This is a genomic window from Bradyrhizobium sp. CCGUVB1N3 (assembly GCF_024199925.1).
Lineage (GTDB): Bacteria > Pseudomonadota > Alphaproteobacteria > Rhizobiales > Xanthobacteraceae > Bradyrhizobium.
On record NZ_JANADR010000001.1, the window covers coordinates 2,610,365 to 2,633,947 of the forward strand.

The window sequence follows — 23,583 nt, forward strand, 5'->3', positions numbered from 1 at the left end:
AACTGCCTGTCACATGCCGCGCGCAAAATCGGGGCACAGGGACAGGAGAGTTTTCAATGAGTGACCTTGCTTTACCCGGCTCCATCGAGCCGGCCTTGCGGAGGGGCCCCGACCTCGACCGCGGTTTTCATCCGCTGACCGGCATTATCTACATGGGGATCATCGCCGCGGCGCTGCTCTTCGTCGCCTACAGCATCTGGGTCGACATCGATGCGACCGGCACGCAGGTCAAGAGCATTGCGCCCTTCCTCATGCTCTTCGTCGCGCTGCTGATCGCGCTCGGCTTCGAGTTCGTGAACGGCTTCCACGACACCGCCAATGCGGTCGCAACCGTCATCTACACCCGCTCGCTGCCCGCCCACATTGCCGTGGTGTGGTCCGGCATGTTCAACCTGTTCGGCGTGCTGCTCTCCTCGGGCGCGGTCGCGTTCGGCATCGTCTCGCTGCTCCCGGTGGAATTGATCCTCCAGGTCGGCTCCAGCGCCGGCTTCGCCATGGTGTTCGCGCTGTTGATCGCGGCGATCATCTGGAACGTCGGCACCTGGTATTTCGGCCTGCCGGCGTCGAGCTCGCACACGCTGATCGGTTCGATCATGGGCGTCGGCATCATGAACGCGGTCCTGCATGGCCGCAGCGGCACCTCGGGCGTCGACTGGGCCCAGGCCACCAATATCGGCAAGGCATTGCTGCTGTCGCCACTGTTCGGCTTCGCGCTCGCCGCCGGCCTGCTCCTGATCCTGCGCACCGTGCTGCTGCGCGCCACGCCCGCTTTGTTCGGCGAGCCGAAGGGCGACCAGCCGCCGCCGTGGTGGATCCGCGGCATCCTGATCCTCACTTGCACGCTGGTGAGCTTCTTCCATGGCTCCAATGACGGCCAGAAGGGCATGGGCCTGATCATGCTGATCCTGATCGGCACTGTGCCGACGGCCTACGCGCTCAACCGCGCGCTGCCGGCGAGCCAGATCGAGGCGTTCAGCGCGAACTCGGAGGCCGCGAGCAAGGTGATCGAGGCCAAGGCCGCCGGCTACAACGTGATCGGCAACCCGCGCCCCGCGGTGACCAACTACGTCGCTCAACACGAGGTCAATGGCGGCACGTTCCCGTCGCTCGCCGTGCTGGTGCGCGACATCGCAAAGCAGGTCACCACCTACGGCTCGCTGGCGAAGGTGCCGGCCGAAGTCGTCGGCAACACCCGCAACGACATGTACCTCGTCTCGGAAGCGATCCGCTTCCTGATGAAGGACAAGGAGGCCGAGCTCAGCGCCAACGACGTCGCCGTGCTCACCGCCTACAAGGGCTCGCTCGACAGCGCCACGAAGTTCATCCCCGGCTGGGTGAAGATCGTGGTCGCCATCGCACTCGGGCTGGGCACCATGGTCGGCTGGAAGCGCATCGTCGTCACGGTCGGTGAGAAGATCGGCAAGACGCACCTGACCTACGCGCAAGGTGCATGTGCCGAGATCACGGCGGCCGCCACCATCGCCGCTGCCGACATCTACGGCCTGCCGGTATCGACCACGCATGTGCTGTCGTCCGGCATCGCCGGCACCATGGCGGCGAACGGCTCCGGTCTGCAATGGGCGACGATCCGCAACATCGCGATGGCCTGGGTGCTCACCCTGCCCGCCGCGATGATCATCTCCGGCGTGCTCTACTACGTGTTCTCACGCGTGTTCTGAGCGAGGGACGCTCCACGACAAAGGGCCCGCGCATCGCGCGGGCCCTTTTCCATTTCGTCAGGCTTGTGTGCTTACGACGCGGCCAAAGAGCTCTCCACCAGCTTGATCCAGTAGGACGTGCCGTAGACGATCGCCTCGTCGTTGAAATTATACGCGGGGTGATGCAGACCGGCGCTGTCGCCGTTGCCGCAGAAGATGAAGGCGCCGGGGCGCGCTTCCAGCATATAGGCAAAGTCCTCGCCGCTCATCTGCGGCGGCATCTCGTGCACATTGGCATCGCCCGCGATCTGCTTCGCCACGCGCCGAGCCACCGCGGTCTGGGCGGCATGATTGCTGGTGAGGGGATAGCTGTTCTTGTAGTGCAGATCGATCTTGGCCCCGGTGATCTGCGCGACACCCGCCACCACATCGTGCACGCGCTTTTTGACGAGCTTGCGCACCTCCGGCGTCAGCGTGCGGATGGTGCCTCTCAATTCCGCTGTCTGCGGAATGACGTTGCGGGTGTTGCCGGCATGGAATTCGCAGATCGAGATCACCGCCGACTCCAGGGGATCGATGCTGCGGGCGACGATCGATTGCAGCGCTGTGATCACCTGCGCACCGACCACGACGGAATCGATGCATTTGTGCGGCCGCGCGGCATGGCCGCCGAGTCCTTCGATCTTGATGTCGACCGCATCGGTCGCCGCCATGACCGGCCCTGACCTGATCGCAAACGATCCGATTGGAATGCCCGGACCGTTGTGCATGCCGTAGACCTGCTCGATCCCGAAGCGCTCCATCAGCCCGTCCTTGACCATGGCCGCGCCACCGGCGCCGCCCTCCTCGGCCGGTTGGAAGATCACCACCGCATCGCCCGCGAAGTTGCGCGTCTCGGCGAGATAGCGCGCGGCGCCGAGCAGCATCGCAGTGTGGCCGTCATGACCGCAGGCGTGCATCTTGCCGGGATTCTTGGACGCATAAGGCAGGTTGGTCCGTTCCTCGATCGGCAGCGCATCCATGTCGGCGCGCAGGCCAATCACCTTGAGATCGCCACCTATCGGCTGCTTGCCCTTGATCACCCCGACCACGCCGGTCTGGCCGAGACCGGTGACGACCTCATCGCAGCCAAACTCGCGCAGACGGTCCGCCACGAACGCCGCTGTGCCATGGACGTCGTACAGGAGCTCCGGATGCTGGTGAACGTGCCGCCGCCAAGCCTGGATGTCTGATTGCAGGTCAGCGACGCGGCTTACGATCGGCATGGAGGCTCCCGGGTACAATCTTTACATTGTAAAGATACCTTAGGAGCGACACTGGGAAACGTCAAGTCGAATCTTGACAGTGTCAAAATTCGATCGCAAGTCCGGAATGGCACGCGAACGCCAGCCCCGAAATGACGCAGCCAGAATGTCAAATGCCCGGGACAAGCCCGGGCATGACCAAACGATAGCGAGTGGAACTAGCTCACGCCGCGAGCGAGCTTTCCACCAGCTTGATCCAGTAGGACGTGCCGTAGACGATCGCCTCGTCGTTGAAATTATATGCGGGGTGATGGAGACCGGCGCTGTCGCCGTTGCCGCAGAAGATGAAGGCGCCGGGGCGCGCTTCCAGCATGTAGGCAAAGTCCTCGCCGCCCATCAGCGGCGGCATCTCGTGCACATTGGCATCGCCCGCGACCTGTTTGGCCACCGTGCGCGCGATCTCGGTCTGCGCGGCATGGTTGTTCACCACGGGATAATTCCTCTTGTAGAGCAGATCGATTTTCGCACCGGTGATCTGTGCCACGCCCGCCACCACCTCGCGCACCCGCTTCTCGACGAGGGCCCGCACCTCCGGCGTCAGCGTGCGGATCGTACCCTTCAGCTCCGCTGTCTGCGGAATGACGTTGCGGGCGTTACCGGCGTGGAATTCGCAGATCGAGATCACGGCCGACTCCAGGGGATCGATGCTGCGCGCGACGATCGACTGCAGCGCCGTAATGAGTTGCGCGCCGACCAGAACGGAATCGACGCATTTGTGCGGGCGCGCGGCGTGGCCGCCGAGACCCTCGATCCTGATGTCGACTTCGTCGGTCGCCGCCATGATCGGCCCTTGCCGGATCGCGAACGAACCGATCGGAATGCCGGGGCCGTTATGCATGCCGTAGACTTGGTCGATGGCAAAACGCTCCATCAGCCCGTCCTTGACCATGGCCGCGCCGCCGGCGCCGCCCTCCTCGGCCGGCTGAAAGATCACGACCGCATCGCCGGCGAAATTGCGGGTTTCCGCAAGATAGCGGGCCGCCCCTAGCAGCATCGCGGTGTGGCCGTCATGGCCGCAGGCGTGCATCTTGCCCGGATTCTTCGAGGCGTAAGGCAGGTTGGTCTGTTCCTCGATCGGCAGCGCATCCATGTCGGCGCGCAGGCCGATGGTCCTGATGCCCTCGCCCGCCGGCTTCTTGCCCTTGATCAGCCCGACCACGCCGGTCTGGCCCATGCCGGTCACGACCTCATCGCAGCCGAATTCGCGCAGGCGGTCCGCAACGAATGCTGCGGTGCGGTGGACGTCATACAGCAGCTCCGGGTGCTGATGGATGTCCCGCCGCCAGGCCTGGATGTCAGGTTGAAGGTCGGCGACGCGGTTCACGATGGGCATGGAGGATCTCAAGCTTTCAGTTGGGAATGCAGGCCTGTCTACCATGCAAGCGGCGGTCCACCTAACTGCTTCGGACATGGCCTTGCGTACGTCATGCTTGGGCTTTTCTTGGGCTTGTCCCGGCCATCCACGTCCGACTATTAGGACAGCAAGCGCGTCGATGTCCGGGACAAGCCAATGTCAGAGTCCCGGCATGATGGCCATCCGGGTGGAAGCAGAATGCCAAGACGGCTCGAAGGTGAGTTTGACTACATTGTCGTCGGCGCCGGCACGGCCGGCTGCATCGTCGCCAACCGGCTCTCGGCTGATCCGAAGAACCGCGTCCTCATTCTGGAGGCCGGCGGCGACGACAACTGGATCTGGTTCCACATCCCCGTCGGCTATCTCTTCGCCATCGGCAACCCGCGCTCGGACTGGATGTTCAAGACCGAGGCCGAGCCCGGGCTGAACGGCCGCGCGCTCGCCTATCCCCGCGGCAAGGTGATCGGCGGCTGCTCGGCGATTAACGCCATGATCTCGATGCGGGGACAAGCCGCCGACTACGACCATTGGCGCCAGCTCGGGCTCACCGGCTGGAGCTATGATGACGTGCGGCCAATGTTCAAGCGACTGGAGGACCACTTTCTTGGACCGAGCGAGCATCACGGTGTCGGCGGCGGCTGGCGCATCGAGGCGCCGCGGCTGTCCTGGACCATTCTCGACGCAGTCGGCGATGCCGCAGAGGAGATGGGCGTCAAGCGCATCCCGGATTTCAACACCGGCGACAACGAGGGCACGAGTTATTTCCACGTCAACCAGAAGCGCGGCCGGCGCTGGTCCTCGGCGCGCGGCTTCCTCAAGCCCGCACTGAAGCGGCCCAACCTGCGGCTCGAGAAGCATGTGCTGGTCGACCGCCTGATCATCGAGCAGGGCCGTGCCGTCGGCGTGCGCTTCATCCAGAACGGCGAGACCATCGAGGCGCGCGCCAAGCGCGAGGTGATCCTCGCCGCCGGCGCGATCGGCTCGATCCAGGTCCTGCATCGCACCGGCATCGGACCTGCCGAGTGGCTCACGCCGCTCGGCATCGACATCGTGATGGACCGGCCCGGCGTGGGACGCAATTTGCAAGACCATCTGCAACAGCGCGCGATCTACAAGGTCGAAGGCGTCCGCACGCTGAACGAAACCTACTACAATCTGTTCCGCCGCGGCCTGATGGGGCTCGACTACGCCTTCCGCCGCCGCGGTCCCCTCACCATGGCGCCGTCGCAACTCGGCATCTTCACCCGTTCCGACGCGACCCGCGCGCGCGCCAACATCCAGTTCCACGTGCAGCCGCTCTCGCTCGACAAGTTCGGCGATCCCCTGCACCGCTTCCCCGCGATCACGGTGAGCGCCTGCAATCTCCAGCCGACCTCGCGCGGCACTGTGCGCTTACGCGCCGCGACGCCGGACGAGAAACCGATCATCGCGCCGAACTACCTGTCGACCGCCGACGACCGCCAGGTCGCCGCCGATGCCATCCGCACCACGCGCCGCCTGATGCAGCAGAAGGCGCTGGCAAAATATCACCCCAGCGAGTACCTGCCCGGGCCCTCCGTCGGCGACGACGATGCCTCGCTCGCCAAGGCCGCCGGCGATATCGGTACCACCATCTTCCATCCCGTCGGCACGGCGAAGATGGGCACGGCCAACGATCCGATGGCGGTCGTCGACGAGCGTCTGCGCTTCTATGGCCTCGGCGGCTTGCGCATCGTCGACGCCTCGATCATGCCGACGATCACGTCAGGCAATACCAACACGCCGACCGCGATGATCGCCGAGAAGGGCGCGACGATGATTTTGGAGGACGCGAGGTAGCTTCAATCGTCGTGCCCCGGACGCAGCGCGGCACCATCAGCGCGTTCACGCGCGTCTGCGACGCGCTATGGTGATGCGCTGCTGAGCCGGAGCCCAGACCGCGCGAGTTGCATGGGTCCCGGCCCTGCAACACACCGCCAAGAGGCGCTGCGTTGCGTCCGGGACATGAGATCCTCCTCACGAAATCGTCATCGCTTCCCGGAATAAACCCGAGCCTCCCCTGATCACGTCTCCAAAGCCCAATCCAGGGCCGAAGGAGAAGCGCTATGAGCGGACACGACCACGGGGACGACGGCGTCAACCGCCGCAAGGTGCTGGAATGCATGACCTGGGCCGGAACTGGCGTGCTCTGGACCATCACGGGCGGCGTGCCGCGTTCGCTCGGCATCGTTGATTCCGCGATGGCCGCCGAAGCGCCCGGCATGACCTTCCTCCAGATCAGCGACAGCCATGTCGGCTTCGACAAGCCGGCCAATCCCAACGCGCTCGGCACGCTGGAGGAGGCGGTCAACAAGATCAACGCGATGCCGGCCAAGCCCTCCTTCATGATCCACACCGGCGACATCACGCACCTCTCGAAGGCCGCCGAGTTCGACAATGCCGAGCGCATCATCTCGCAGACCAAGCTGGACGTGCACTACGTGCCCGGCGAGCATGATTTCCTCGACGAGGAAGTGAAGTTCTATCGCGATCGCTATGGCCGCGGCACCAAGGGCCAGGGCTGGTACTCGTTCGATGCCGGCGGCGTGCACTTCGTCGGCCTCGTCAACGTCGTCGACCTCAAGGCCGGCGGTCTCGGCAATCTCGGCGCCGAGCAGCTCGCATGGCTGGAGGACGATCTGCGCGGCAAATCCAAATCGACGCCCGTCGTGCTGTTCGCCCACATCCCGCTCTGGACCGTCTATCCGCAATGGGGCTGGGGCACCGAGGACGGCGCGCGCGCGCTCGAATACGTCAAGGGCTTCGGCTCGGTCACCGTGCTGAATGGCCACATCCACCAGGTGATGCAGAAGGTCGAGGGCAACGTCACCTTCCACACCGCGCGCTCCACCGCCTTCCCGCAGCCCGCGCCGGGCGCGGCCCCCTCGCCCGGCCCGATGAAGGTCGAGGACGCAAAGCTCCGCTCCATGCTCGGGGTCGCCAGCATCAACTTCAAGCAAGGCAACCAGCCGCTTGCGATCATCGACACGCCGCTCCAGGGCTGAATGGAAGCTGACCATGAAGACACTCAATCGCCGCGACTTCGGTGTCGCCGTGGCCGCGGCCATCCTGCTGCCTGTCACAAACGCCCGCGCCGACGACATGGAGGTGCATATCGACAATTTCACCTTCCAGCCGCCCGAGCTCACAGTGAAGACCGGGACCACCATCACCTGGACCAACCGGGACGATATCCCCCACACCATCGTCTCGGCCGGCAAGTTCAGGTCGAAGACGCTCGACACCGACGACAAATTCTCGTTCACCTTCACCGCGGCCGGCGACTACAAGTATTTTTGTTCGCTGCACCCGCACATGACGGGGTTGATCAAGGTTGAGTAACGGCTCAAACCAAGGCATCACCATTCTGCCCGGCCAGTGGGTTGACACTGGCCGGGCGCGCGCGTCGAAAGCCGGCACCGGCGACAAGGCAAAGCGAGCGGCGATGCCCTCCATCAGCGATGATCCCGACAAGGCGCGGCGCTTCCGCGAAGCGGCGCTGCCGTATCTGGACGACGTCTATACGCTCGCGCGCTATCTGCTGCGTGACGCCTCGGATGCGGAGGACGCCGTGCAGGAGTGCTACCTGCGCGCCTTGAAGCATTTCGACAGCTATCGCGGCCCGGCGATGAAGCCGTGGCTGTTCGCTATCCTGCGCAACGTCTGCAACGCCGAATATGCACGTCGGGCCCATTCCCCCGCGGCGATCGAGGATATTCCCGAGGCGGCCGAGCAGCCGCCGATCTGGCGCGAGACCGAAGCAAATCCCGAAGCTGACATGCTGCGCACGCGCGATGCGACGGCGATCAGAAAGCTCATCGAGGCTCTGGCCGAGCCATTCAAGGAAACCTTTGTGCTGCGGGAGATCAACAACCTGTCCTATCGCGAAATCGCCGAAGCGGTCGGCGCGCCGATCGGCACCGTGATGTCCCGCCTTGCCCGGGCGCGCGCCATGCTGCGCGCAGCCTGGATGGCGGAAGAGGAGCAACCGAAATGACCTGCGACGAGGCAAGGCTTCTGCTTCACGCACTGATCGACGGCGAGCTGGACGCCGGCCATACCAGCGAGGTCGAGGCGCACATCGCGACCTGCCCGGCTTGCGCGGCCGAGCTCGCCGCGCAGCGCGAGATGAAGCGCGTGCTCGCCGATGCGAGCCTGCGTTATACCGCACCCAGCACCTTGCGCGCCCGCATCGAGGCCTCACTGCCGCAGCCGCGCCAGCAGAGCCGTCGCGCGGTGCTGCGCGGCTTTGCGATGGGCTCGGCGGTCTCGGCGCTCGCCGCCACCGGCCTCGTCGCCATCGTGCTGCGCCAGGACGACCAGCAGCGCATCCTGTCCGAGGTCGTCTCAGCGCATCTGCGCTCACTGCAGGCCGGTCATTTGACCGATGTCGTCTCCACCGACCAGCATACGGTCAAACCGTGGTTCAACGGCAAGCTCGACGTCGCTCCGCCCGTGATCGACCTCACTACACAAGGCTTCACGCTGGTCGGCGGCCGGCTCGACTATATCGATGCCCGCGCAATCGGCGCGGTGGTCTACCGGCGCCGGCAGCACATCATCAACCTGTTCGTGTCGCAGACCGCAAGCGCAGAGCACCGTCCGCCGAAGACCCAGACCATGCAGGGCTTCAACTGCCGCCGCTGGGGCGATCGCGGCCTGAACTTCTGGGCCGTCAGCGACATCGGCGCCGACGAGCTCGCCGAATTCGTCGACAAGTTCGAGACGGCGATGAAGGCGAATGTGGAGGGGTAACGTTCCGTCGAAGCACAACAACGTGGTTGCTGGCGCGCAAATCCTCTCCAGGGTCGTCCTGGCGAAAGCCAGGACCCATTACCACAGAATGCAGTTCTGTGATTGGTACTAGAGCATTCGTCACTTAAGTTGACGCATAGCCTGCGTGTCGAAAGTAGTTTGCACATTCCTGTGCTGAGAAGGCATCAAGTACCTCGCCGATCTTGTCCCAGAGTGCGTCGCGGGTTCGCGCGGCGGCCTTGCGCAGGAGAGCCTTGAGCTTGGCGAAGAGCATCTCGATGGGGTTGAGGTCGGGTGAGTAAGGCGGCAGGAAGACCAGCGTTGCGCCCCTGGCCTGGATGATTTTCTTCACCTCTTCGCCTTTGTGAGCTGGCAGGTTGTCGATCACCACCATGTCTTCCGCCGCGAGGGTGGGAGCGAGCACTGCCTCAACATAGGTGAGGAAGGCGTCGCGATTCATGGGGCCATCCAAGACCCAGGGAGCGCTGATGCCGTCGCAGCGCAAGCCAGCGGTAAAGGTGGTTGTCTTCCAATGTCCCCAAGGCTGCTGGCCGATCAGCCGCTGGCCTCTGGGACAGCGTCCATAGCCACGGACCATCTTGGTATTGGTCCCAGTCTCGTCGACAAAGACCAGCTTCTTGGGATCAAGGCCTGTTTGGCGGACCCGCCATTGCTCACGCGCCTGAGCAACGTCGGGCCGATCCTGTTCGGCGGCGTGCAGGCTTTTTTTTGAAGCTGATGCCATGGCGCTTGAAGAAGCGACGGATCGAGCCCTCCGTCGTCTGCAGCCCCAGCGCCTGCTGTATGCGCTGCGCCAATTCTACCAAGGTCAGATCCGGTTCCTTGGCGTTGAGTTCCAGCAACCAGGCTCGATGCGGCTCCAACGGAGACCGGCTTCTGCCACCGCGCGGCGTCGGGCTGACACTGCCGGTCGCATCGTTCCGCTCAGTCCAGCGCACCGCTGACGAGGCGCTCACCCGATACATCCGTGCCGCTTCCCGTCGCGACGTCCCAGCCGCCACTTCCGCCACAAGCCGGCTGCGAAGATCGTTCGAATAGGCTTTTCCCTTCATCTGAGCCCCCAAATCTGGTGGAGCCCAGCGACTCATATTCGCGGCAGTTCGGGAATCCCCCCGGCCATCACAATCGATTCAACTCAGCCGCCGAATGCTCTAGCCCCGAAGTTCTATGAGAGATCACGCGGTATGGGTCCTGGCTTTCGCCAGGACGACATCGTGGAACCGATAGGTGGTCGCAATCCCGGTCGCTATACGCGGCAAAGTAAGCCTGCCTACGCCGACCGTCGCACCGCATTATCCACCAGCGTCTTGCCGAGCGACCAGATCGCACCGGGGACCTTGTGGCTGCCGGCGATGACGTCGTCGAACGCCTTCTCGATCCAGCTGCAGTCTTCTTCGGTGATGGTGAGCGGCGGCAGCAGCTTGATGGTGTGGCTGCCGTGGCCGGCGACTTGCGTCAGGATCTTGTGGTCCTTGAACAGCGGCACGGTGATGAGCTGGCAGAACAGGCCCTTGTTCGCCGTCTCCAGCACGTTCCAGGAGGCGCGGAGCCGCAGCGATTTCGGCGGGCCGAACTCGACGCCGATCATGAGGCCCTTGCCGCGCACTTCCTTCATCAGCTCGTAGCCGGGCACCATGCGCGTCAGCGCGAGGCGGAGCTCGGCGCCGCGCTTGGCGGCAGCCTCGATCAGTTTCTCGGACTCCATGACGTCGAGCGTGGCGATGCCGGCGGCCATGGCGAGGTCGTTCTTGGAGAAGGTCGAGCCGTGCACCACCGCACGGTCCATCTGGTTGAAGATCTTGTCGAAGATGCTTTTCCGCGTCAGCACCGCGCCGACCGGCACGTGGCCGCCCGAGAGCGACTTCGACAGCAGCACCATGTCGGGCTCGACGTTCCAGTGCTCGACCGCGAGGAAGCGGCCGGTGCGCCCCATGCCGGTCTGAATCTCATCGGCGATGAACAGCGTGCCGTATTTCTTGCAGAGCGCAGCCGCACCCGGCAGGAACTCGTCGGTGGGCATGTTGACGCCCTTGCCCTGGATCGGCTCGACGATGAAGCCTGCGACCTCGCGCGAGGACAGCGCCTTTTCCAGCGCTGCCAGATCGTTGAACGGGATCGAGGTGCAGCCGGGCAGCAGCGGCTCGAAGCCGCTGCGGAAATTCGAGTCCCCCGTCAGCGACAGCGCGCCATAGGTCAGACCGTGATAGGCGTGGGCGCAATAGACGATGCCTGGGCGCCCGGTGGCACCGCGCGCGAACTTGATCGCCGCTTCGACACTCTCCGCGCCCGAATTGGCAAAGAACGCCTTGTCGAGATAGGGCACGTATTTGAGCAGCCGCTCGGCGAGCACGCCGGCGAGCGTCGAGACGTCGAACTGAACGAGATTGGGCAGATCGGCGTCGAGCACGCTCTTCAGCGCCTCGCGCATCACCGGATGGTTGCGGCCGATCGCGAACACACCAAAGCCGGACAGCAGGTCGAGATAGCGCGCGCCATCGCGGTCGTAGAGGTACTGCCCCTGCCCCTTCTGGAAGCCGACATCGTAACCGATGGTCTTGAGCACCCGAACGAACTGCTCGTTCAGGTGACGCGTATGCAGGGAGCTGCGTTGCGCCTCGCGGTCAGCAAAGAGCTGAGCCATGTCTGGATTTGGAGTGTGCATCCGCTACATACTTCGGTTGATGGCTGTGTCGTCAACAGAAAACGGTCGTTGCGGCCTTTTGCCCTTTTTCGGACCATCTTCGCAAGCACAGCTTTAGATCATGTTGCACTGCCAAGGAACTATCATGCGTTTGACCCTTTACTCCGGAATAATACTGGTTAGCGGTTTCAGCTGTTTGAACCCGGCCTTCGCGGCCGATCCGACCGGCGACTGGCGGGTCGCCGACGGCGTCGCGAACATCCGCGTCGCTCAATGCAATGGCAGCATGTGGGGCGCGGTATCCTGGGAGAAGACCCCCGGCGGCCGCGACGAGAACAACCCGGATGTCTCAAAAAAGAGCAGGCCGACCCTGGGCATGGCGATCCTGATCGACATGAAGAAGAAGGCCGGTGCCGACCAGTGGGAGGGCCAAGTCTACAACGCCAAGGATGGCCAGCTCTACGCGTCGACCATCACACCCGCCGGCGCCGACGAGCTCGAAATCAAGGGCTGCGTGCTTGGCTTCCTCTGCGGCGGCGAGACATGGACCCGGGTCGGGCCGCCGATCCCATCGAGCCCCGCCAACAGTATGGCCAAGGGCGCGCCGAAGACCACCGGCGCGGCGCCCAAGGCGGCCGCGACCGCAGCGCCCGCCGCTCCCAAGAGCACCGGCGCGAGCGCAAAACCCGGTCAGAAGGGCGCCGCCGATCCCGTCGGCGACATCTGCCTACTCCCTGAGATTGCGGGGTTTGCCCATTAGGGCCGGCTGAAACAGCAGCACGGCGGCGAGCGTCGTCACCAGCGACAGCGCGAGCAGCTTGCCCATGCTGGACGTGCCGGGATGGCTCGACAGCCACAGGCTGCCGAACGCGGTGGCGGTCGTCAGCGCGCTGAAAAAGATCGCCCGCGTCAGGCTGGTCTGCAGCAGATTTGTCCTGCCGGAGCGCCAGGCCACGACATAGTAGATCTTGAAGGCGACGCCGACGCCGAGCAGCAACGGGAAGGCGACGATATTGGCGAAGTTGAGCGGCAACCCGATCAACACGCAGATCTCGAGCGTCACCGCGCCGGCAACCAGGAGCGGCACCAGCGTCATCAGCACGTCGGTGAATCGCCGCAAGGTGACCCACAACAGCAGGCTGATGACGACCAGCGCATAGATGCCGGCCATGATGAAGGCGCGCACGACGGTATCGCCCGATTTCAGGATCGACACCGGGCCGCCGATCGCGGCCGGCTCTGCCGCGAGCACGGCCGCGGCGAACTTGCGCAAGGTGTCGTTGTCGTTGGGATCGCCGCGCGGCAGCGCCTCGACGCGGATCACGCCGTCCTTGCTCTTCCAGGCATTGACCAGATCAGACGGCAGCGATTTCAGCGTGACCGGCTCGGCCTGCATCGCGTTCCTGAGCTGATCGAACACGATCTTCATCGGCGTAATGAAGACGTCCTGTGCCTTGTTGCGGGTCGCCTCGTCCGCATTGGCGAGCTTCTCGAGCCCATCCGCAAGCCGCCGCGAGGCGGTCGCGCCGGGTCCCTGGTCGTTGCCTGCGGTCCTGCGCAAGGCCTCGACCGAGGATTTCAGCGCGTCGACGTTTTCCTGGTCCGAGGGCGCGGCGTCGACCTGGTCCGGGTTGAGCGCGGGTTTGATCACCTTGGCGCCCTGCGCGATCAGCTTCAGCTTCGGTGCCTGGTCCGATGGCACGAAGCTGTCGAGGGACATCACGCGCAGCACCTCCGGCAGCTTCTCGAGCCTCGCCTCGATCTGCCTCGCCTGCTCTTCCGAATTGGTCAGCACGTTGATGGCGTTGGCGCCGGTGTTCGGATCCTTGCGCAGGTCGAGGAAGGTCGCGATCGACTCCGCTCTGGGGTTGCGCAGGTTCATCGGGTTGAAGTCGAACTTCATGTAATAGAGCAGCGGCAAGCCGCCGACGGCGAGCAACAGCGTGCCGCCCACGATCACCACGCGGTGTTTCTCCAGGAAGTGATCGAGCGGCGCCAGGAAGGCGTAGCCGACCGGCTCCTTCTCACCGGGCGGGTTGAGCAGCTTCAAGAGCGCAGGCAGCACGGTGATCGAGGAGAGGAACGCCACCAGCATGCCGACGCCGGCGATCTGGCCGAGCTCGGAGATACCTTTGTAGTCGGTCGGCATGAAGCAGAGGAAGCCGGCGGCGGTCGCCATCGCGGCCAGCGACAGCGGGATCGCCGAGCGCTTGGCGCCCAGCACGAGCGCAGAACTGAGATCATCGACCTTGTAGCGCTCCGAGCGATAGCGGACGCTGTACTGGATGCCGAAATCGACGCCGAGACCGACGAACAGCACGGCGAAGGCAATCGACAGCAGGTTGAGCGAGCCGACCATCATCAGGCCTGCGGCCGTCGTGAGCGCAAGCCCGACGAACAGGTTGATGAACACGGCGAAGATGATCTTCGCCGAATGCAGCGCGAGCCACAGAATCAGCAACACCACCAGGACGGTGCCGATACCGTTGACGACGGCGCCTTCCTGCACCGTGGCATATTCCTCGTTGGCGATGGGGACCGGACCGGTCAGGCGCACCCGCGCCTGGTATTTGGTCGGGAAATCCAGATCGGCTGCGGCTTTCCGGATCGCGTCGGTCGCGCCCTTGCCGGGCTCGAGCGCGTTGTAGTCGACGACCGGCTTGAACTCGATGAAGGCGCGCTTGTCCGAGTCGGTCAGCGGCTTGTCGCTGACGAGCTCGCGCCAGGAGAAGATAGCATTGCCCTTGCCCAGGACGGTCTCGACCGTCTGCGCGATCAGGTTGAAGGGACGCTCGGTGTTGTCGAGCTTCACCTGGCCCCGCTTGACGCCGGCAAGCCCCGTCTCCAACGCGCCGGTCAGGCCGCGGATCGAGGGATCGCCCGCCATGATCTCGATCAGGGGGGCTGCGGATTCGAACTGGCCGGTGATCTTGCCGACCTCTTCGGTCGGCAAGAACAGCAGCCCGTTCTTCTCGAAGAATTCGCCGGTGCCGAGCTGCTGCATCGACACGAAATTGGTCTTGTCGTCCCTCAGCTTGGCGTAGAGGGCGTCGGCCGCAGCCGTCGTCATCTCGGGCGTCGCCGCCTCGACGACGGCCAGAATGGTGGCGTCACGGTCGAAGGCGCGGTCGAAAGCCTGGTCGCGCTGCCGCCAGTCGAGATTTTGCGCGATCAGCGAGTTGATATCGGTGTTGATGGAGAAATGGCGCGCCGCGTAGTAGCCCGCGCCGACAGCCAGCAGGAGCCCGGCGACAACGACGAGGGGGGCAAATCGGGTACAGGTTCGGACGATCGCAACGACTATACTTTGCAGCACATCTATTCTTTCTGGCTTTAAAACAGCTTGCCGGAAACGCCCGCTGTTTATCGGAGTTCCCCGGCGAAACCTATTGCTGTTTTGGGCGGTTTGACCCGTCGCGAGGTTCGAGGAATTGACGTAAGTCACGGCCGCGCGGGCGGGTATAGACGGCCAGTTGAGGCGGTAAAGTGACGAAGAGGCGAGACTCTTGCCTTAATCTTGCTGCATCATAATACCGTTAACGGAACCAAAGATGCGATCCCGCCTTTCCTCGCGGCCGTTTTTTTGACACAAGACCCTGTGCCTCCATGCGCTTGGGGCCCAACGGACGGGTGGGCTGCTACCGCCGGCGCGGACCCAATGGTGCGGATATTGCACTATTGCCACGTATCGGGGTGCCGCCGGGGACAACTGAACGGATTTGGTGCAACTTGCGTGATGGGCGTCCTATGGAAGTTTATCTAGCGCAGCCGCGCGGCTTTTGTGCCGGCGTGGTGCGTGCCATCGAAATCGTGGAGCGGGCGCTGGAGAAGTACGGCCCGCCCGTCTATGTGCGCCATGAGATCGTGCACAACAAATACGTCGTCGAAAGCCTGAAGAAGAAAGGCGCAATCTTCGTCGAGGAGCTGTCCGAGGTTCCACCGAAGGCGATGACTGTTTTCAGCGCCCATGGCGTGGCGCGCAGCGTCGAGGAAGAGGCTGCCGCCCGCGACCTTCCCGTGCTGAATGCGACCTGTCCCTTGGTCACGAAAGTTCACAATCAGGGGAAGCGCTACATCTCCAAGGGCCGTACCCTGATCCTGATCGGCCATGCCGGCCATCCTGAGGTCGAGGGAACCATGGGCCAGGTTCCGGGCCCCGTGCTGCTGGTCCAGAGCGTCGAGGAGGTTAAGGCCCTGACGCTGCCGGCCGATAGGCCAGTGGCCTACATCACCCAGACCACGCTGTCGGTGGACGACACCAGGGATATTATTGCGGCCCTCCAGGCCCGATTTACAGATATTCAAGGCCCTGACATCCGGGATATCTGCTATGCGACACAGAACCGCCAATCTGCGGTAAGGGACTTGAGTAAGCTGGTCGACGTGATCTTGGTGGTGGGCGCCGCCAACAGTTCCAACTCGAACCGGCTCCGCGAAATCGGCACTGAGGCCGGCGTGGCGAGTTATCTGGTCGCCGATGGCCGCGAGCTCAATCCGGAATGGTTGAATGAGGCCAAGACCGTCGGCATCACAGCCGGCGCCTCGGCACCTGAGGTTCTCGTGGATGACGTGATCGAAGCCCTGCGACGGATCGGACCGGTCTCGGTCTCGGTGCTCCCCGGGCGCGAGGAAAACATCGAATTCCGGCTTCCGGCGGAACTCGCCGCAAGCTGACCTACCTGAATTCCAAGCCCAGAAAGAAACGTGTGATGGCAATACCCTTCTTCAAGGAAATGCGTATCGGCGGCTACTTGCTCAAGCAGAAAATGCTTGGCCGCAAACGCTATCCGCTCGTGCTGATGCTGGAGCCGCTGTTTCGCTGCAACCTCGCCTGCGTCGGCTGCGGCAAGATCGACTATCCGGACGCGATCCTCAACCGCCGCATGACGGCGCAGGAGTGCTGGGACGCCGCCGACGAATGCGGCGCGCCGATGGTGGCAATCCCCGGCGGCGAGCCGTTGATCCACAAGGAGATCGGCGAGATCGTGCGCGGCCTCGTGGCGCGCAAGAAGTTCGTCTCGCTCTGCACCAACGCGCTTCTGCTCGAGAAGAAGCTCGACCTGTTCGAGCCCTCCCCGTACCTGTTCTTCTCGGTGCATCTCGACGGGTTGAAGGATCACCACGACAAGGCGGTGTCGCAGAAGGGCGTGTTCGACCGCGCCGTGTCCGCGATCAAGGCGGCGAAGGCGCGCGGCTTCACCGTCAACGTCAACGCCACCATCTTCGACGGCCACCCGGCCGAAGAGATCGCGAAGTTCCTGGACTTCACCACCGAGCTCGGCGTCGGCGTTTCGATGTCGCCGGGCTACGCCTATGAGCGCGCGCCGGACCAGGAGCACTTCCTCAACCGCACCAAGACCAAGAAGCTGTTCCGCGACGTCTTCGCGATGGGCAAGGGCAAGAAGTGGAACTTCATGCATTCCGGCCTGTTCCTGGACTTCCTCGCCGGCAACCAGGAATACGAATGCACGCCCTGGGGCATGCCCGCGCGCAACATCTTCGGCTGGCAGAAGCCCTGCTATCTGCTCGGCGAAGGCTATGCCAAGACCTTCAAGGAGCTGATGGACACCACCGACTGGGAGACCTACGGCACCGGCAAGTATGAGAAGTGTGCCGACTGCATGGCGCATTGCGGCTACGAGCCGACGGCGGCGACGGCTGCACTGACGAACCCGATCAAGGCGGCCTGGGTCGCGATGCGCGGCGTCAAGACTTCGGGTCCGATGGCGCCCGAGATCGACATGTCCAAGCAGCGCCCGGCGCAGTACATCTTCTCGGAGCAGGTCCAGAAGAAGCTCTCCGAGATCCGCCGCGACGAGGCAGTCGCTGCCGAGCAGAAGGCCTCGACCGCCGCCTGAGCGGCTGGACATCGACGACAGCAAAAAGGCCCGATCGCGTTGCGATCGGGCCTTTTCGTTTCTCTGGTCTGTTCGCTCCGAAACCGCTCAGATCGTCTCGGGGACAGGTCCCTCGTTGCCGATCAGGAAGTCGCGGCTGACGCGCAGGGAGCGCAGTGCGCGGTTGAAGTCGATGCCGGTGGAGACCAGGGCGCGCAGCGTGCCCGGATTGCGCACCAGGCCGCGCAGCACAGCGGCTACGTCGATCTGGCCATTGGGCTTGATCGCGGCGCGGGCGAGCGCCGGCAACGCGCGGTGGGCGGGATCGCTGATGACCCGGAGTGCAGCGAACGGCAGGCCAGCCTCGGCGGCATAGGCAGCCGCGATATGGCTCTCCATGTCGACGGCGGCCGCGCCGGTCTCGGAGTGGAGCGCCGCCTTGCAGGAGCGGCCCGTGACCACTTCCTCGGCACCGGCGAGGCTGCCACGTACGACGCGGCGGCGGCCGGAGGTGAGCCGGTCAATGAGGTCTTCGCTGAGCGACAGGCCGGCGGCCCAGCGGGCGTCGCCCGCCAGCACCTCGGTCGCGACCACGACGTCGCCCGAGCGAAGCGTGGGATCGAGCCCGCCGGCGACGCCGAAGGAGATCACGCCCCGGATGCTCTCGGGATCCACCACCGTCAGAAGCGCCCGCAACTGCGTCGGGCTGCTGGAAGAGCAAATAACGGCCATCCCGGGCCCTGCCGCGATGCGGGCCTCCTGAACCAGACCGGTCACAATAAGTATCGGCCGCAGGTCTATTGCATTACCCGCGGAGCCCCCGTCCCCCGTCCCCAAAGTCACATTCCGACCCCTACCACCCTGCTGTTGGTGTTCCGCAAGTTCCGATACCGCGCCAGCGCCCACAGCGGGAAGAACTTCGGGTAACCATGATACCGTAGATAGAACACGCGGGGGAAGCCTGTGGCGGTATACCGCTGCTCGTCCCACAGTCCTTTTTCGTTCTGTGTTGCAATCAGGTACTCCACCCCGCGGACAACGGCCGGATGATCGACCTCACCGGCCGCCATCAGAGCAAGCAAGGCCCATGCCGTTTGCGAAGCCGTTGACGGGGCGGCCTCCCAGCCCTTGTAGTCGAGCCGGTAGCTGACGGCGTCCTCACCCCAACCGCCGTCCTTGTTCTGGATCGAGACCAGCCAGTCGGCGGCCTTGCGCATCATCGGGTCGGCGTGGCCGACGCCGGCCGCATTCAGCGCGCACAGCACCGACCAGGTTCCATAGATGAAATTCATGCCCCAGCGGCCGTACCAGGAACCCTCCGGGTGCTGGGTCCGCCGGAGATAGGCGACCCCGTCGGCCAGGTGCTTGCTGGTCTTCTCGGTCTCGCCGAGCTGGGCCAGCATCGAGATGCAGCGCGCGGTGACGTCCTCGGTCGGCGGATCGAGCAGCGCGCCATGGTCGGAGAACGGGATGTTGTTCAAATAATATTCAAGGTTGTTCACGTCGAAGGCAGCCCAGCCGCCGTCGTCGCTCTGCATGCCCTCGATCCACTCCCGGCCGCGGTCGATGGCGGCGTCATAGCCGGCCGTGCCGTGTTCGCGCCGCATGCGGTCCATCGACATCACCACGACGGCGGTGTCGTCGAGATCGGGATAGTGGGCATTGTTGTACTGGAAGGCCCAGCCACCGGGGCGCGTCTCGGGCCGCTTCACCGCCCAGTCGCCCTTCACATTGAGCTCCTGCTTCGGGATCAGCCAGTCGAGGCCCTGCTTCGCAGCCGGTACGGCTTGCGTGCCGCCGGCCTCGAGCAGCGCGTGGGCAGCCAGCGTCGTATCCCAGATCGGCGAGACGCAGGGCTGACAATAGGCTTCGTCGTCCCTGATCACGAGCAGCTTGTCGATGCCCCGGCGCGTGATCGCGCGCGGCGGGAAATTCTCGTCCTTGCCGAGCGCGTCATACATCATGACGATGTTGGCCATCGGCGGATAGATCGCGCCCATGCCGTCCTCGCCGTTCAGCCGCTCCTCGGTGAAGGCGAGCGCCGCGTCGATCGCGCGCTTGCGCAGGCTCTTGGGAAACATCGGCTCGACGACACGCAGGATCGCATCGAGCGAACGGAACAGCACGAACCAGGCCATGCTCTGGTGCGGCGCCTTGGCGGTCATGCCGATCGACCGCGGATCCTGGAGGAACAGCTCGTCGATGCCGACGCCTTTTGGATTCCGCGCGCGCGGCTTCAGCGCCGCGAGCACCATCAGCGGCACCATGGTGGTGCGCGCCCAGTAGGAGATCTTGTTGAGGTGAAACGGCGACCAGAACGGCAACAGCACGATCTCGACCGGCAGCACCGGCACCGCGCGCCAGCTCACGACGCCGAACATCGCGAGCGTGAAGCGGGTGAAGACGTTGCTGTTGATCGCGCCGCCGCGCGAACGGATCGCCTCGCGCGCCCGCACCATGTGCGGCGCGTCGATGGAATCACCGATCATCTTGAGCGCAAAGTAAGCCTTCACGCTCGCGCTCATGTCGAACTCGCCGTCATGCACCAGCGGCCAGCCGCCATGGGCGCCTTGCACGCGGCGCAGATAGTTGCCGATCTTGGCCTCGATCGCGGCATCGACCGGCTCGGCGAGATGGTGCCGCAACAGGACATATTCGGCCGGAATGGTGCAGTCGGCCTCGAGCTCGAACACCCAATGGCCGTCGGATTGCTGAAAGCCGAGCACGCCTTGCGTGGCCGACGCAATGCTCGATTCCAAGACTTCGCGGTCGGTCGCGCTCTTGTTCACGGAATGCATCTCGCTCGATATCTCCGATAGTTGTCTGGAATTTTGACCGGGACCAAAGCCCGTCAGGTCCGCTGTGCGGCCAGGACCAAATCGGCGGCGCGATCGCCGGACCGGACCGATCCCTCAATGGTTGCTGGCAATCCCGTAGCAGTCCAGTCGCCGGCAAGAAACAGGTTTTTCAGCGCGGTGACCGGCCCGGGACGCAAGGAATTCTGCTCGGGCGTGGCGGCAAAGGTGGCGCGGCGCTCGCGCACGATCTGCCAAGGGGGCAATTCGGGTGGCAGCTCGCCGGCAACGCCGCCCGCCTTGCAGACGTCGTTCCAGATCGTCTGCGCAAGTTCTTCGCGCGGCATCTCGACCAGCCGGTCGCCATTGCTGATGGTGACGGACAGCCGGTTCGGGAACGCGAACAACCATTCCACGACACCACCAATCACGCCGAGGATGGGGGCCGAGCCCGGCGGAGGCTCAAAGCGGAAATGCGCATTCACGATGGCGCGGAATTGTGTCGGCGTTTTCACACCCGGCAGCAACGAGGCGGCGGCGCGCGGCGGCACCGCCATCACGATCACATCGTCGGGCCCGATCGCGACCACATCCTCGCCGCCGAAATTGAGCGCGCTGACCTTGCCGTCCGTGGTCGCGTACGAGCGCAACTCATGGCCGAGCTGCACCGAGTGGCCGCGCTCGGCCAGGAACTTCACCGCGGGCTCGATCAGCACGGCGCTCAGGCCGTCGCGCGCAATCAGCGGGCGGCAGGCCTGGCCACCGGCGAGCAGCGTCTCGCGCACGATCGCGCCGGCAAGCCCCGCCGAGCCCTCGGGCGGATCGACGTTGAGCGCCGCGAGCAACAGCGGCTGCACCAGGCGCTGATACAGCACGCCCTCGCAGGGAATCGACTTGCCGACCAACGTCTCCTCCGACGCCCAGATCAGCGGCGCGAGCTTGAGATAGTCGGTCAGTCCCGTGTCGGGGACGCGACGGCTCTCGTCGAACACCCAGCCCGGCAGGCGGCTGTCGCCAAGATCGAGCTGCCAGCGCTGCCCGGTCTTCAGATCAACGAAGGGAAACTGCGCGCGCGCCGGGCCCACCAGCCCCGCTTCGGTGCCGATCGAGCGCGCATAGGCCAGCGCGTGGCGGTTGCCCGACAACAACAGATGGTTGCCGTTATCGATGACGAGATTGGTCGCGCCGTCGAAATAGGAGCGGCAGCGGCCGCCGGCCTGCTGCGTCGCCTCGTGCACGGCGACCTTGAAGCCGGCATTAGCGAGCCGCACGGCGGCAGAGAGGCCGGAAATTCCGGCACCGATGATGTGAGCTGTCTTTGACATCAGAAAATTGCGTAGCGGAGAAGGATGGCGATACGTGTGAGCTTTGACACACGCACCGGCGTGCGGGGCGCGGCAAAGCCGCGTTCGAGCAAGAGGTCCAGAATGGCGTGATAATATTTCGACATGATCCGCGGCGCGCGCACCGCGCGGCGCCTGTTGCGCGCCATGATCTCGTCCGACTTCTCGAAATGCGCCTTCGCACGCTGGGCGAGCGGCAGGCAGACCTTCGGCAGCGCGCGCTCGGCAATCACGCGCTGCGGGTCGTTGGAGGTGATCCCGGAATGCAGCAGGCCTTCGCGCGGCAGATAGAGCCGGCCGAGGCCTGCGTCCTCGTCGATGTCGCGCAGGATGTTGGTGAGCTGGAGCGCGCGGCCGAGATGATGGGCGAGCAGGATGCCGTCCTCTTCCGGCATGCCGAATACCCGTACCGACAGGCGTCCCACGGCACTCGCGACGCGATCGCAGTAGAGATCGAGGATTGCCATGTCGGGCGCGCGGATGTCCTGCGGCACGTCCATCTCCATGCCATCGACGATGGCGAGGAAATCCTCGCGCTTCAGCCCGAAGGTCTTCACGGAAGCGACGTAGTCGGCGAGCCGCGCCGGCGGATGACCCTGATAGAGCGCATCGATGTCGTTGCGCCATTCCTGAAGCGCGGCGAGGCGCTCATCGCGTGGGCCGTCGGAATCGGCGATGTCGTCGACCTGGCGGCAGAAGCTGTAGATCTGGAACATCGCCTCGCGCTGGTCGCGCGGCAGGATGCGCATCGCGGCGTAGAACGAGCTGCCGGATGCGGTCGAGCCATAATTGGCGCCGGGCGAGGTCGCCTCAAGCGTCATGGGCCGGCCCCGGATTGGAGATTGGCCTGCGTCCGAAGGCGCGACGGCCGATTTCACCGGCGATGCCGGCGAGACTGAAGGTGAGGAGCTCGAGCTTGTTCAGATGCACGCGCTCGCGCAGGGGATCGCGCACCTTGAGCAGGCGCACGATGCGGTCGGCATAGGCCTGGATCACCGAGATATCGACGCCCAGACGGAAGTCCCGCACCTCGGCGGAAAGCAACTTGCTCTCGTTCAGGAGCTCTTCGTTGCGCGCGGCGAGCGCCTGGAGGCAGGCCAGCATCTGCGGCGGCGAATGATCGCCACCGAGCTGTTCGACCGAGGCGCCGCTTGCGGCCAGCGCATCGCACGGCAGGTAGACGCGGTTGAGCGCGCGATAATCCTTGCCGCAATCCTGGAGGTGATTGTTGATCTGCAAGGCGGCGCAGAGCGCATCCGAAGCAACCCAGGTCGAGGTCGCCTCGCCGTGCACGTCGAGCATGAAGCGGCCGACCGGCATCGCCGAGTAGCGGCAATAGTGGATGACCTCGTCCCAGGTCTCGTAGCGCAGCTTCGTCACATCCATGCGGAACGCGATCAGCACGTCCAGCGCATGGCGTGGCGACATGCCGCGCTCGGCCAACGCACGGCGGAGAATGACGGCCTCGGCCTGCGAGTCGCCCTTGCCGTCGAGCTCGGCCTCGAGCAGGTCGAGATAGGCGAGCTTCTCCTCAGCCGGCAACGTCGCATGGTCGGCGATGTCGTCGGCCGTGCGGACGAAATTGTAGAAGGCGAGGATCAGCGCGCGGTGACGCGGATGAATGATCCACGACGCGACGGGAAAATTCTCGTCGCGGTCACCCTTGCCGGATCGCAATTCGCTCGCAGAGGTCATCGGGGACTGGTTAACAATCGTCTGAACAGGAAGGCTTTTTTCGGCGCGCCCGGCCGAGCCGTCGCGGCCCCCATATAGGGGAATATGCCCGCAAAACCAACCTGTCTTGCGGGTCCCCTGCCCCACGATTCGAGACCGCCGCAAAGGCGGGCCCGTGAAAGC

At 64.5% G+C, this 23,583-nt stretch carries 19 protein-coding genes; 9 read left to right on the top strand and 10 right to left on the bottom strand.

Going from position 1 to position 23,583, the window contains the following annotated elements; all coding sequences use genetic code 11:
- Nucleotides 1-56 precede the first annotated feature (56 nt).
- Entirely contained in the window at nucleotides 57-1,679 is a 1,623-nt protein-coding gene (locus NLM33_RS12395) for an inorganic phosphate transporter (protein ID WP_254096320.1), read from the top strand.
- A 71-nt stretch (nucleotides 1,680-1,750) separates the two neighbouring features.
- Here the strand turns inward: NLM33_RS12395 and NLM33_RS12400 are convergent, their stop codons facing one another.
- Both NLM33_RS12400 and NLM33_RS12405 read right to left on the bottom strand, forming a co-directional pair.
- Nucleotides 1,751-2,923 (bottom strand): M20 aminoacylase family protein, encoded by a 1,173-nt coding sequence (locus tag NLM33_RS12400; protein ID WP_254096321.1) that lies wholly within the window; start codon nucleotides 2,921-2,923, stop codon nucleotides 1,751-1,753.
- Nucleotides 2,924-3,125: 202 nt separating this feature from the next.
- Entirely contained in the window at nucleotides 3,126-4,295 is a 1,170-nt protein-coding gene (locus NLM33_RS12405; RefSeq protein WP_254096322.1) for a M20 aminoacylase family protein, read from the bottom strand.
- A 219-nt stretch (nucleotides 4,296-4,514) separates the two neighbouring features.
- Between NLM33_RS12405 and NLM33_RS12410 the strand changes: the two genes are divergently transcribed.
- The 5 genes from NLM33_RS12410 (at nucleotide 4,515) to NLM33_RS12430 (ending at nucleotide 9,089) form a co-directional block, all read left to right on the top strand.
- Nucleotides 4,515-6,134, top strand: coding sequence for a GMC family oxidoreductase (locus tag NLM33_RS12410; protein WP_254096323.1), 1,620 nt, complete (start codon nucleotides 4,515-4,517; stop codon nucleotides 6,132-6,134).
- A gap of 266 nt (nucleotides 6,135-6,400) precedes the next feature.
- Nucleotides 6,401-7,339, top strand: a complete 939-nt coding sequence (locus tag NLM33_RS12415) for a metallophosphoesterase (protein WP_254096324.1) — start codon at nucleotides 6,401-6,403, stop codon at nucleotides 7,337-7,339.
- Nucleotides 7,340-7,352: 13 nt separating this feature from the next.
- Nucleotides 7,353-7,676 (top strand): cupredoxin family copper-binding protein, encoded by a 324-nt coding sequence (locus NLM33_RS12420; RefSeq protein WP_254096325.1) that lies wholly within the window; start codon nucleotides 7,353-7,355, stop codon nucleotides 7,674-7,676.
- A gap of 103 nt (nucleotides 7,677-7,779) precedes the next feature.
- The gene (locus NLM33_RS12425; protein ID WP_254105776.1) at nucleotides 7,780-8,331 is read left to right on the top strand and encodes a sigma-70 family RNA polymerase sigma factor; all 552 of its coding nucleotides are present in this window, start codon (nucleotides 7,780-7,782) and stop codon (nucleotides 8,329-8,331) included.
- Entirely contained in the window at nucleotides 8,328-9,089 is a 762-nt protein-coding gene (locus tag NLM33_RS12430) for an anti-sigma factor (protein ID WP_254096326.1), read from the top strand. Before NLM33_RS12425 ends, NLM33_RS12430 begins: the two co-directional genes overlap by 4 nt.
- Nucleotides 9,090-9,213: 124 nt before the next feature.
- Here NLM33_RS12430 and NLM33_RS12435 read toward each other — a convergent pair.
- A protein-coding gene (locus tag NLM33_RS12435) for an IS630 family transposase (protein WP_254096327.1) occupies nucleotides 9,214-10,162 on the bottom strand; the annotation gives its coding sequence in 2 pieces (ribosomal slippage) (nucleotides 9,214-9,819 and nucleotides 9,821-10,162; 948 coding nt in all).
- A 218-nt stretch (nucleotides 10,163-10,380) separates the two neighbouring features.
- Nucleotides 10,381-11,772: an aminobacteriohopanetriol synthase HpnO gene (gene hpnO / locus NLM33_RS12440; protein WP_254096328.1), complete on the bottom strand. Its 1,392-nt coding sequence runs from the start codon at nucleotides 11,770-11,772 to the stop codon at nucleotides 10,381-10,383.
- A 124-nt stretch (nucleotides 11,773-11,896) separates the two neighbouring features.
- Here hpnO and NLM33_RS12445 point away from each other — a divergent pair, with 124 nt between their 5' ends.
- Nucleotides 11,897-12,511, top strand: coding sequence for a DUF2147 domain-containing protein (locus tag NLM33_RS12445; protein WP_254096330.1), 615 nt, complete (start codon nucleotides 11,897-11,899; stop codon nucleotides 12,509-12,511).
- On the opposite strand, the gene NLM33_RS12450 is transcribed toward NLM33_RS12445, so the two are convergent.
- A complete protein-coding gene (locus tag NLM33_RS12450) occupies nucleotides 12,479-15,067 on the bottom strand; it encodes an MMPL family transporter (RefSeq protein ID WP_254096331.1) in 2,589 nt (862 codons plus the stop codon). The genes NLM33_RS12445 and NLM33_RS12450 overlap by 33 nt on opposite strands.
- A gap of 431 nt (nucleotides 15,068-15,498) precedes the next feature.
- Here NLM33_RS12450 and ispH point away from each other — a divergent pair, with 431 nt between their 5' ends.
- Nucleotides 15,499-16,425: a 4-hydroxy-3-methylbut-2-enyl diphosphate reductase gene (gene ispH, locus NLM33_RS12455; RefSeq protein ID WP_254096332.1), complete on the top strand. Its 927-nt coding sequence runs from the start codon at nucleotides 15,499-15,501 to the stop codon at nucleotides 16,423-16,425.
- Nucleotides 16,426-16,460: 35 nt separating this feature from the next.
- Entirely contained in the window at nucleotides 16,461-17,609 is a 1,149-nt protein-coding gene (gene hpnH / locus NLM33_RS12460; RefSeq protein ID WP_254096333.1) for an adenosyl-hopene transferase HpnH, read from the top strand.
- Nucleotides 17,610-17,696: 87 nt separating this feature from the next.
- Here the strand turns inward: hpnH and NLM33_RS12465 are convergent, their stop codons facing one another.
- The 5 genes from NLM33_RS12465 to hpnC are packed head-to-tail and all read right to left on the bottom strand — an operon-like array spanning nucleotide 17,697 to nucleotide 23,421.
- The gene (locus tag NLM33_RS12465) at nucleotides 17,697-18,431 is read right to left on the bottom strand and encodes a phosphorylase (RefSeq protein WP_254096334.1); all 735 of its coding nucleotides are present in this window, start codon (nucleotides 18,429-18,431) and stop codon (nucleotides 17,697-17,699) included.
- A complete protein-coding gene (gene shc / locus NLM33_RS12470) occupies nucleotides 18,428-20,386 on the bottom strand; it encodes a squalene--hopene cyclase (protein ID WP_254096335.1) in 1,959 nt (652 codons plus the stop codon). The genes NLM33_RS12465 and shc overlap by 4 nt, the downstream gene beginning before the upstream one ends.
- 53 nt (nucleotides 20,387-20,439) lie before the next feature.
- Nucleotides 20,440-21,708, bottom strand: coding sequence for a hydroxysqualene dehydroxylase HpnE (gene hpnE, locus NLM33_RS12475; RefSeq protein ID WP_254096337.1), 1,269 nt, complete (start codon nucleotides 21,706-21,708; stop codon nucleotides 20,440-20,442).
- On the bottom strand, nucleotides 21,708-22,547 hold the full coding sequence (gene hpnD, locus NLM33_RS12480) for a presqualene diphosphate synthase HpnD (protein WP_254096338.1): 840 nt from the start codon (nucleotides 22,545-22,547) through the stop codon (nucleotides 21,708-21,710). Before hpnD ends, hpnE begins: the two co-directional genes overlap by 1 nt.
- Nucleotides 22,537-23,421, bottom strand: coding sequence for a squalene synthase HpnC (hpnC, locus tag NLM33_RS12485; RefSeq protein ID WP_254096339.1), 885 nt, complete (start codon nucleotides 23,419-23,421; stop codon nucleotides 22,537-22,539). The genes hpnD and hpnC overlap by 11 nt, the downstream gene beginning before the upstream one ends.
- Between the last annotated feature and the right edge of the window lie 162 nt (nucleotides 23,422-23,583).

What these genes read in the sequence shown, in the direction of transcription:
- NLM33_RS12410 (WP_254096323.1), top strand. Translation starts at nt 4,515, where the DNA reads ATGCCAAGACGGCTCGAAGGTGAGTTTGACTACATTGTCGTCGGCGCC.
- NLM33_RS12405 (WP_254096322.1), bottom strand. Translation starts at nt 4,295, where the DNA reads ATGCCCATCGTGAACCGCGTCGCCGACCTTCAACCTGACATCCAGGCC.
- NLM33_RS12420 (WP_254096325.1), top strand. Translation starts at nt 7,353, where the DNA reads ATGAAGACACTCAATCGCCGCGACTTCGGTGTCGCCGTGGCCGCGGCC.
- NLM33_RS12445 (WP_254096330.1), top strand. Translation starts at nt 11,897, where the DNA reads ATGCGTTTGACCCTTTACTCCGGAATAATACTGGTTAGCGGTTTCAGC.
- NLM33_RS12415 (WP_254096324.1), top strand. Translation starts at nt 6,401, where the DNA reads ATGAGCGGACACGACCACGGGGACGACGGCGTCAACCGCCGCAAGGTG.
- hpnD (WP_254096338.1), bottom strand. Translation starts at nt 22,547, where the DNA reads ATGACGCTTGAGGCGACCTCGCCCGGCGCCAATTATGGCTCGACCGCA.
- ispH (WP_254096332.1), top strand. Translation starts at nt 15,499, where the DNA reads ATGGAAGTTTATCTAGCGCAGCCGCGCGGCTTTTGTGCCGGCGTGGTG.
- hpnE (WP_254096337.1), bottom strand. Translation starts at nt 21,708, where the DNA reads ATGTCAAAGACAGCTCACATCATCGGTGCCGGAATTTCCGGCCTCTCT.
- hpnH (WP_254096333.1), top strand. Translation starts at nt 16,461, where the DNA reads ATGGCAATACCCTTCTTCAAGGAAATGCGTATCGGCGGCTACTTGCTC.
- NLM33_RS12400 (WP_254096321.1), bottom strand. Translation starts at nt 2,923, where the DNA reads ATGCCGATCGTAAGCCGCGTCGCTGACCTGCAATCAGACATCCAGGCT.
- shc (WP_254096335.1), bottom strand. Translation starts at nt 20,386, where the DNA reads ATGCATTCCGTGAACAAGAGCGCGACCGACCGCGAAGTCTTGGAATCG.
- hpnO (WP_254096328.1), bottom strand. Translation starts at nt 11,772, where the DNA reads ATGCACACTCCAAATCCAGACATGGCTCAGCTCTTTGCTGACCGCGAG.
- NLM33_RS12395 (WP_254096320.1), top strand. Translation starts at nt 57, where the DNA reads ATGAGTGACCTTGCTTTACCCGGCTCCATCGAGCCGGCCTTGCGGAGG.
- NLM33_RS12430 (WP_254096326.1), top strand. Translation starts at nt 8,328, where the DNA reads ATGACCTGCGACGAGGCAAGGCTTCTGCTTCACGCACTGATCGACGGC.
- hpnC (WP_254096339.1), bottom strand. Translation starts at nt 23,421, where the DNA reads ATGACCTCTGCGAGCGAATTGCGATCCGGCAAGGGTGACCGCGACGAG.
- NLM33_RS12425 (WP_254105776.1), top strand. Translation starts at nt 7,780, where the DNA reads ATGCCCTCCATCAGCGATGATCCCGACAAGGCGCGGCGCTTCCGCGAA.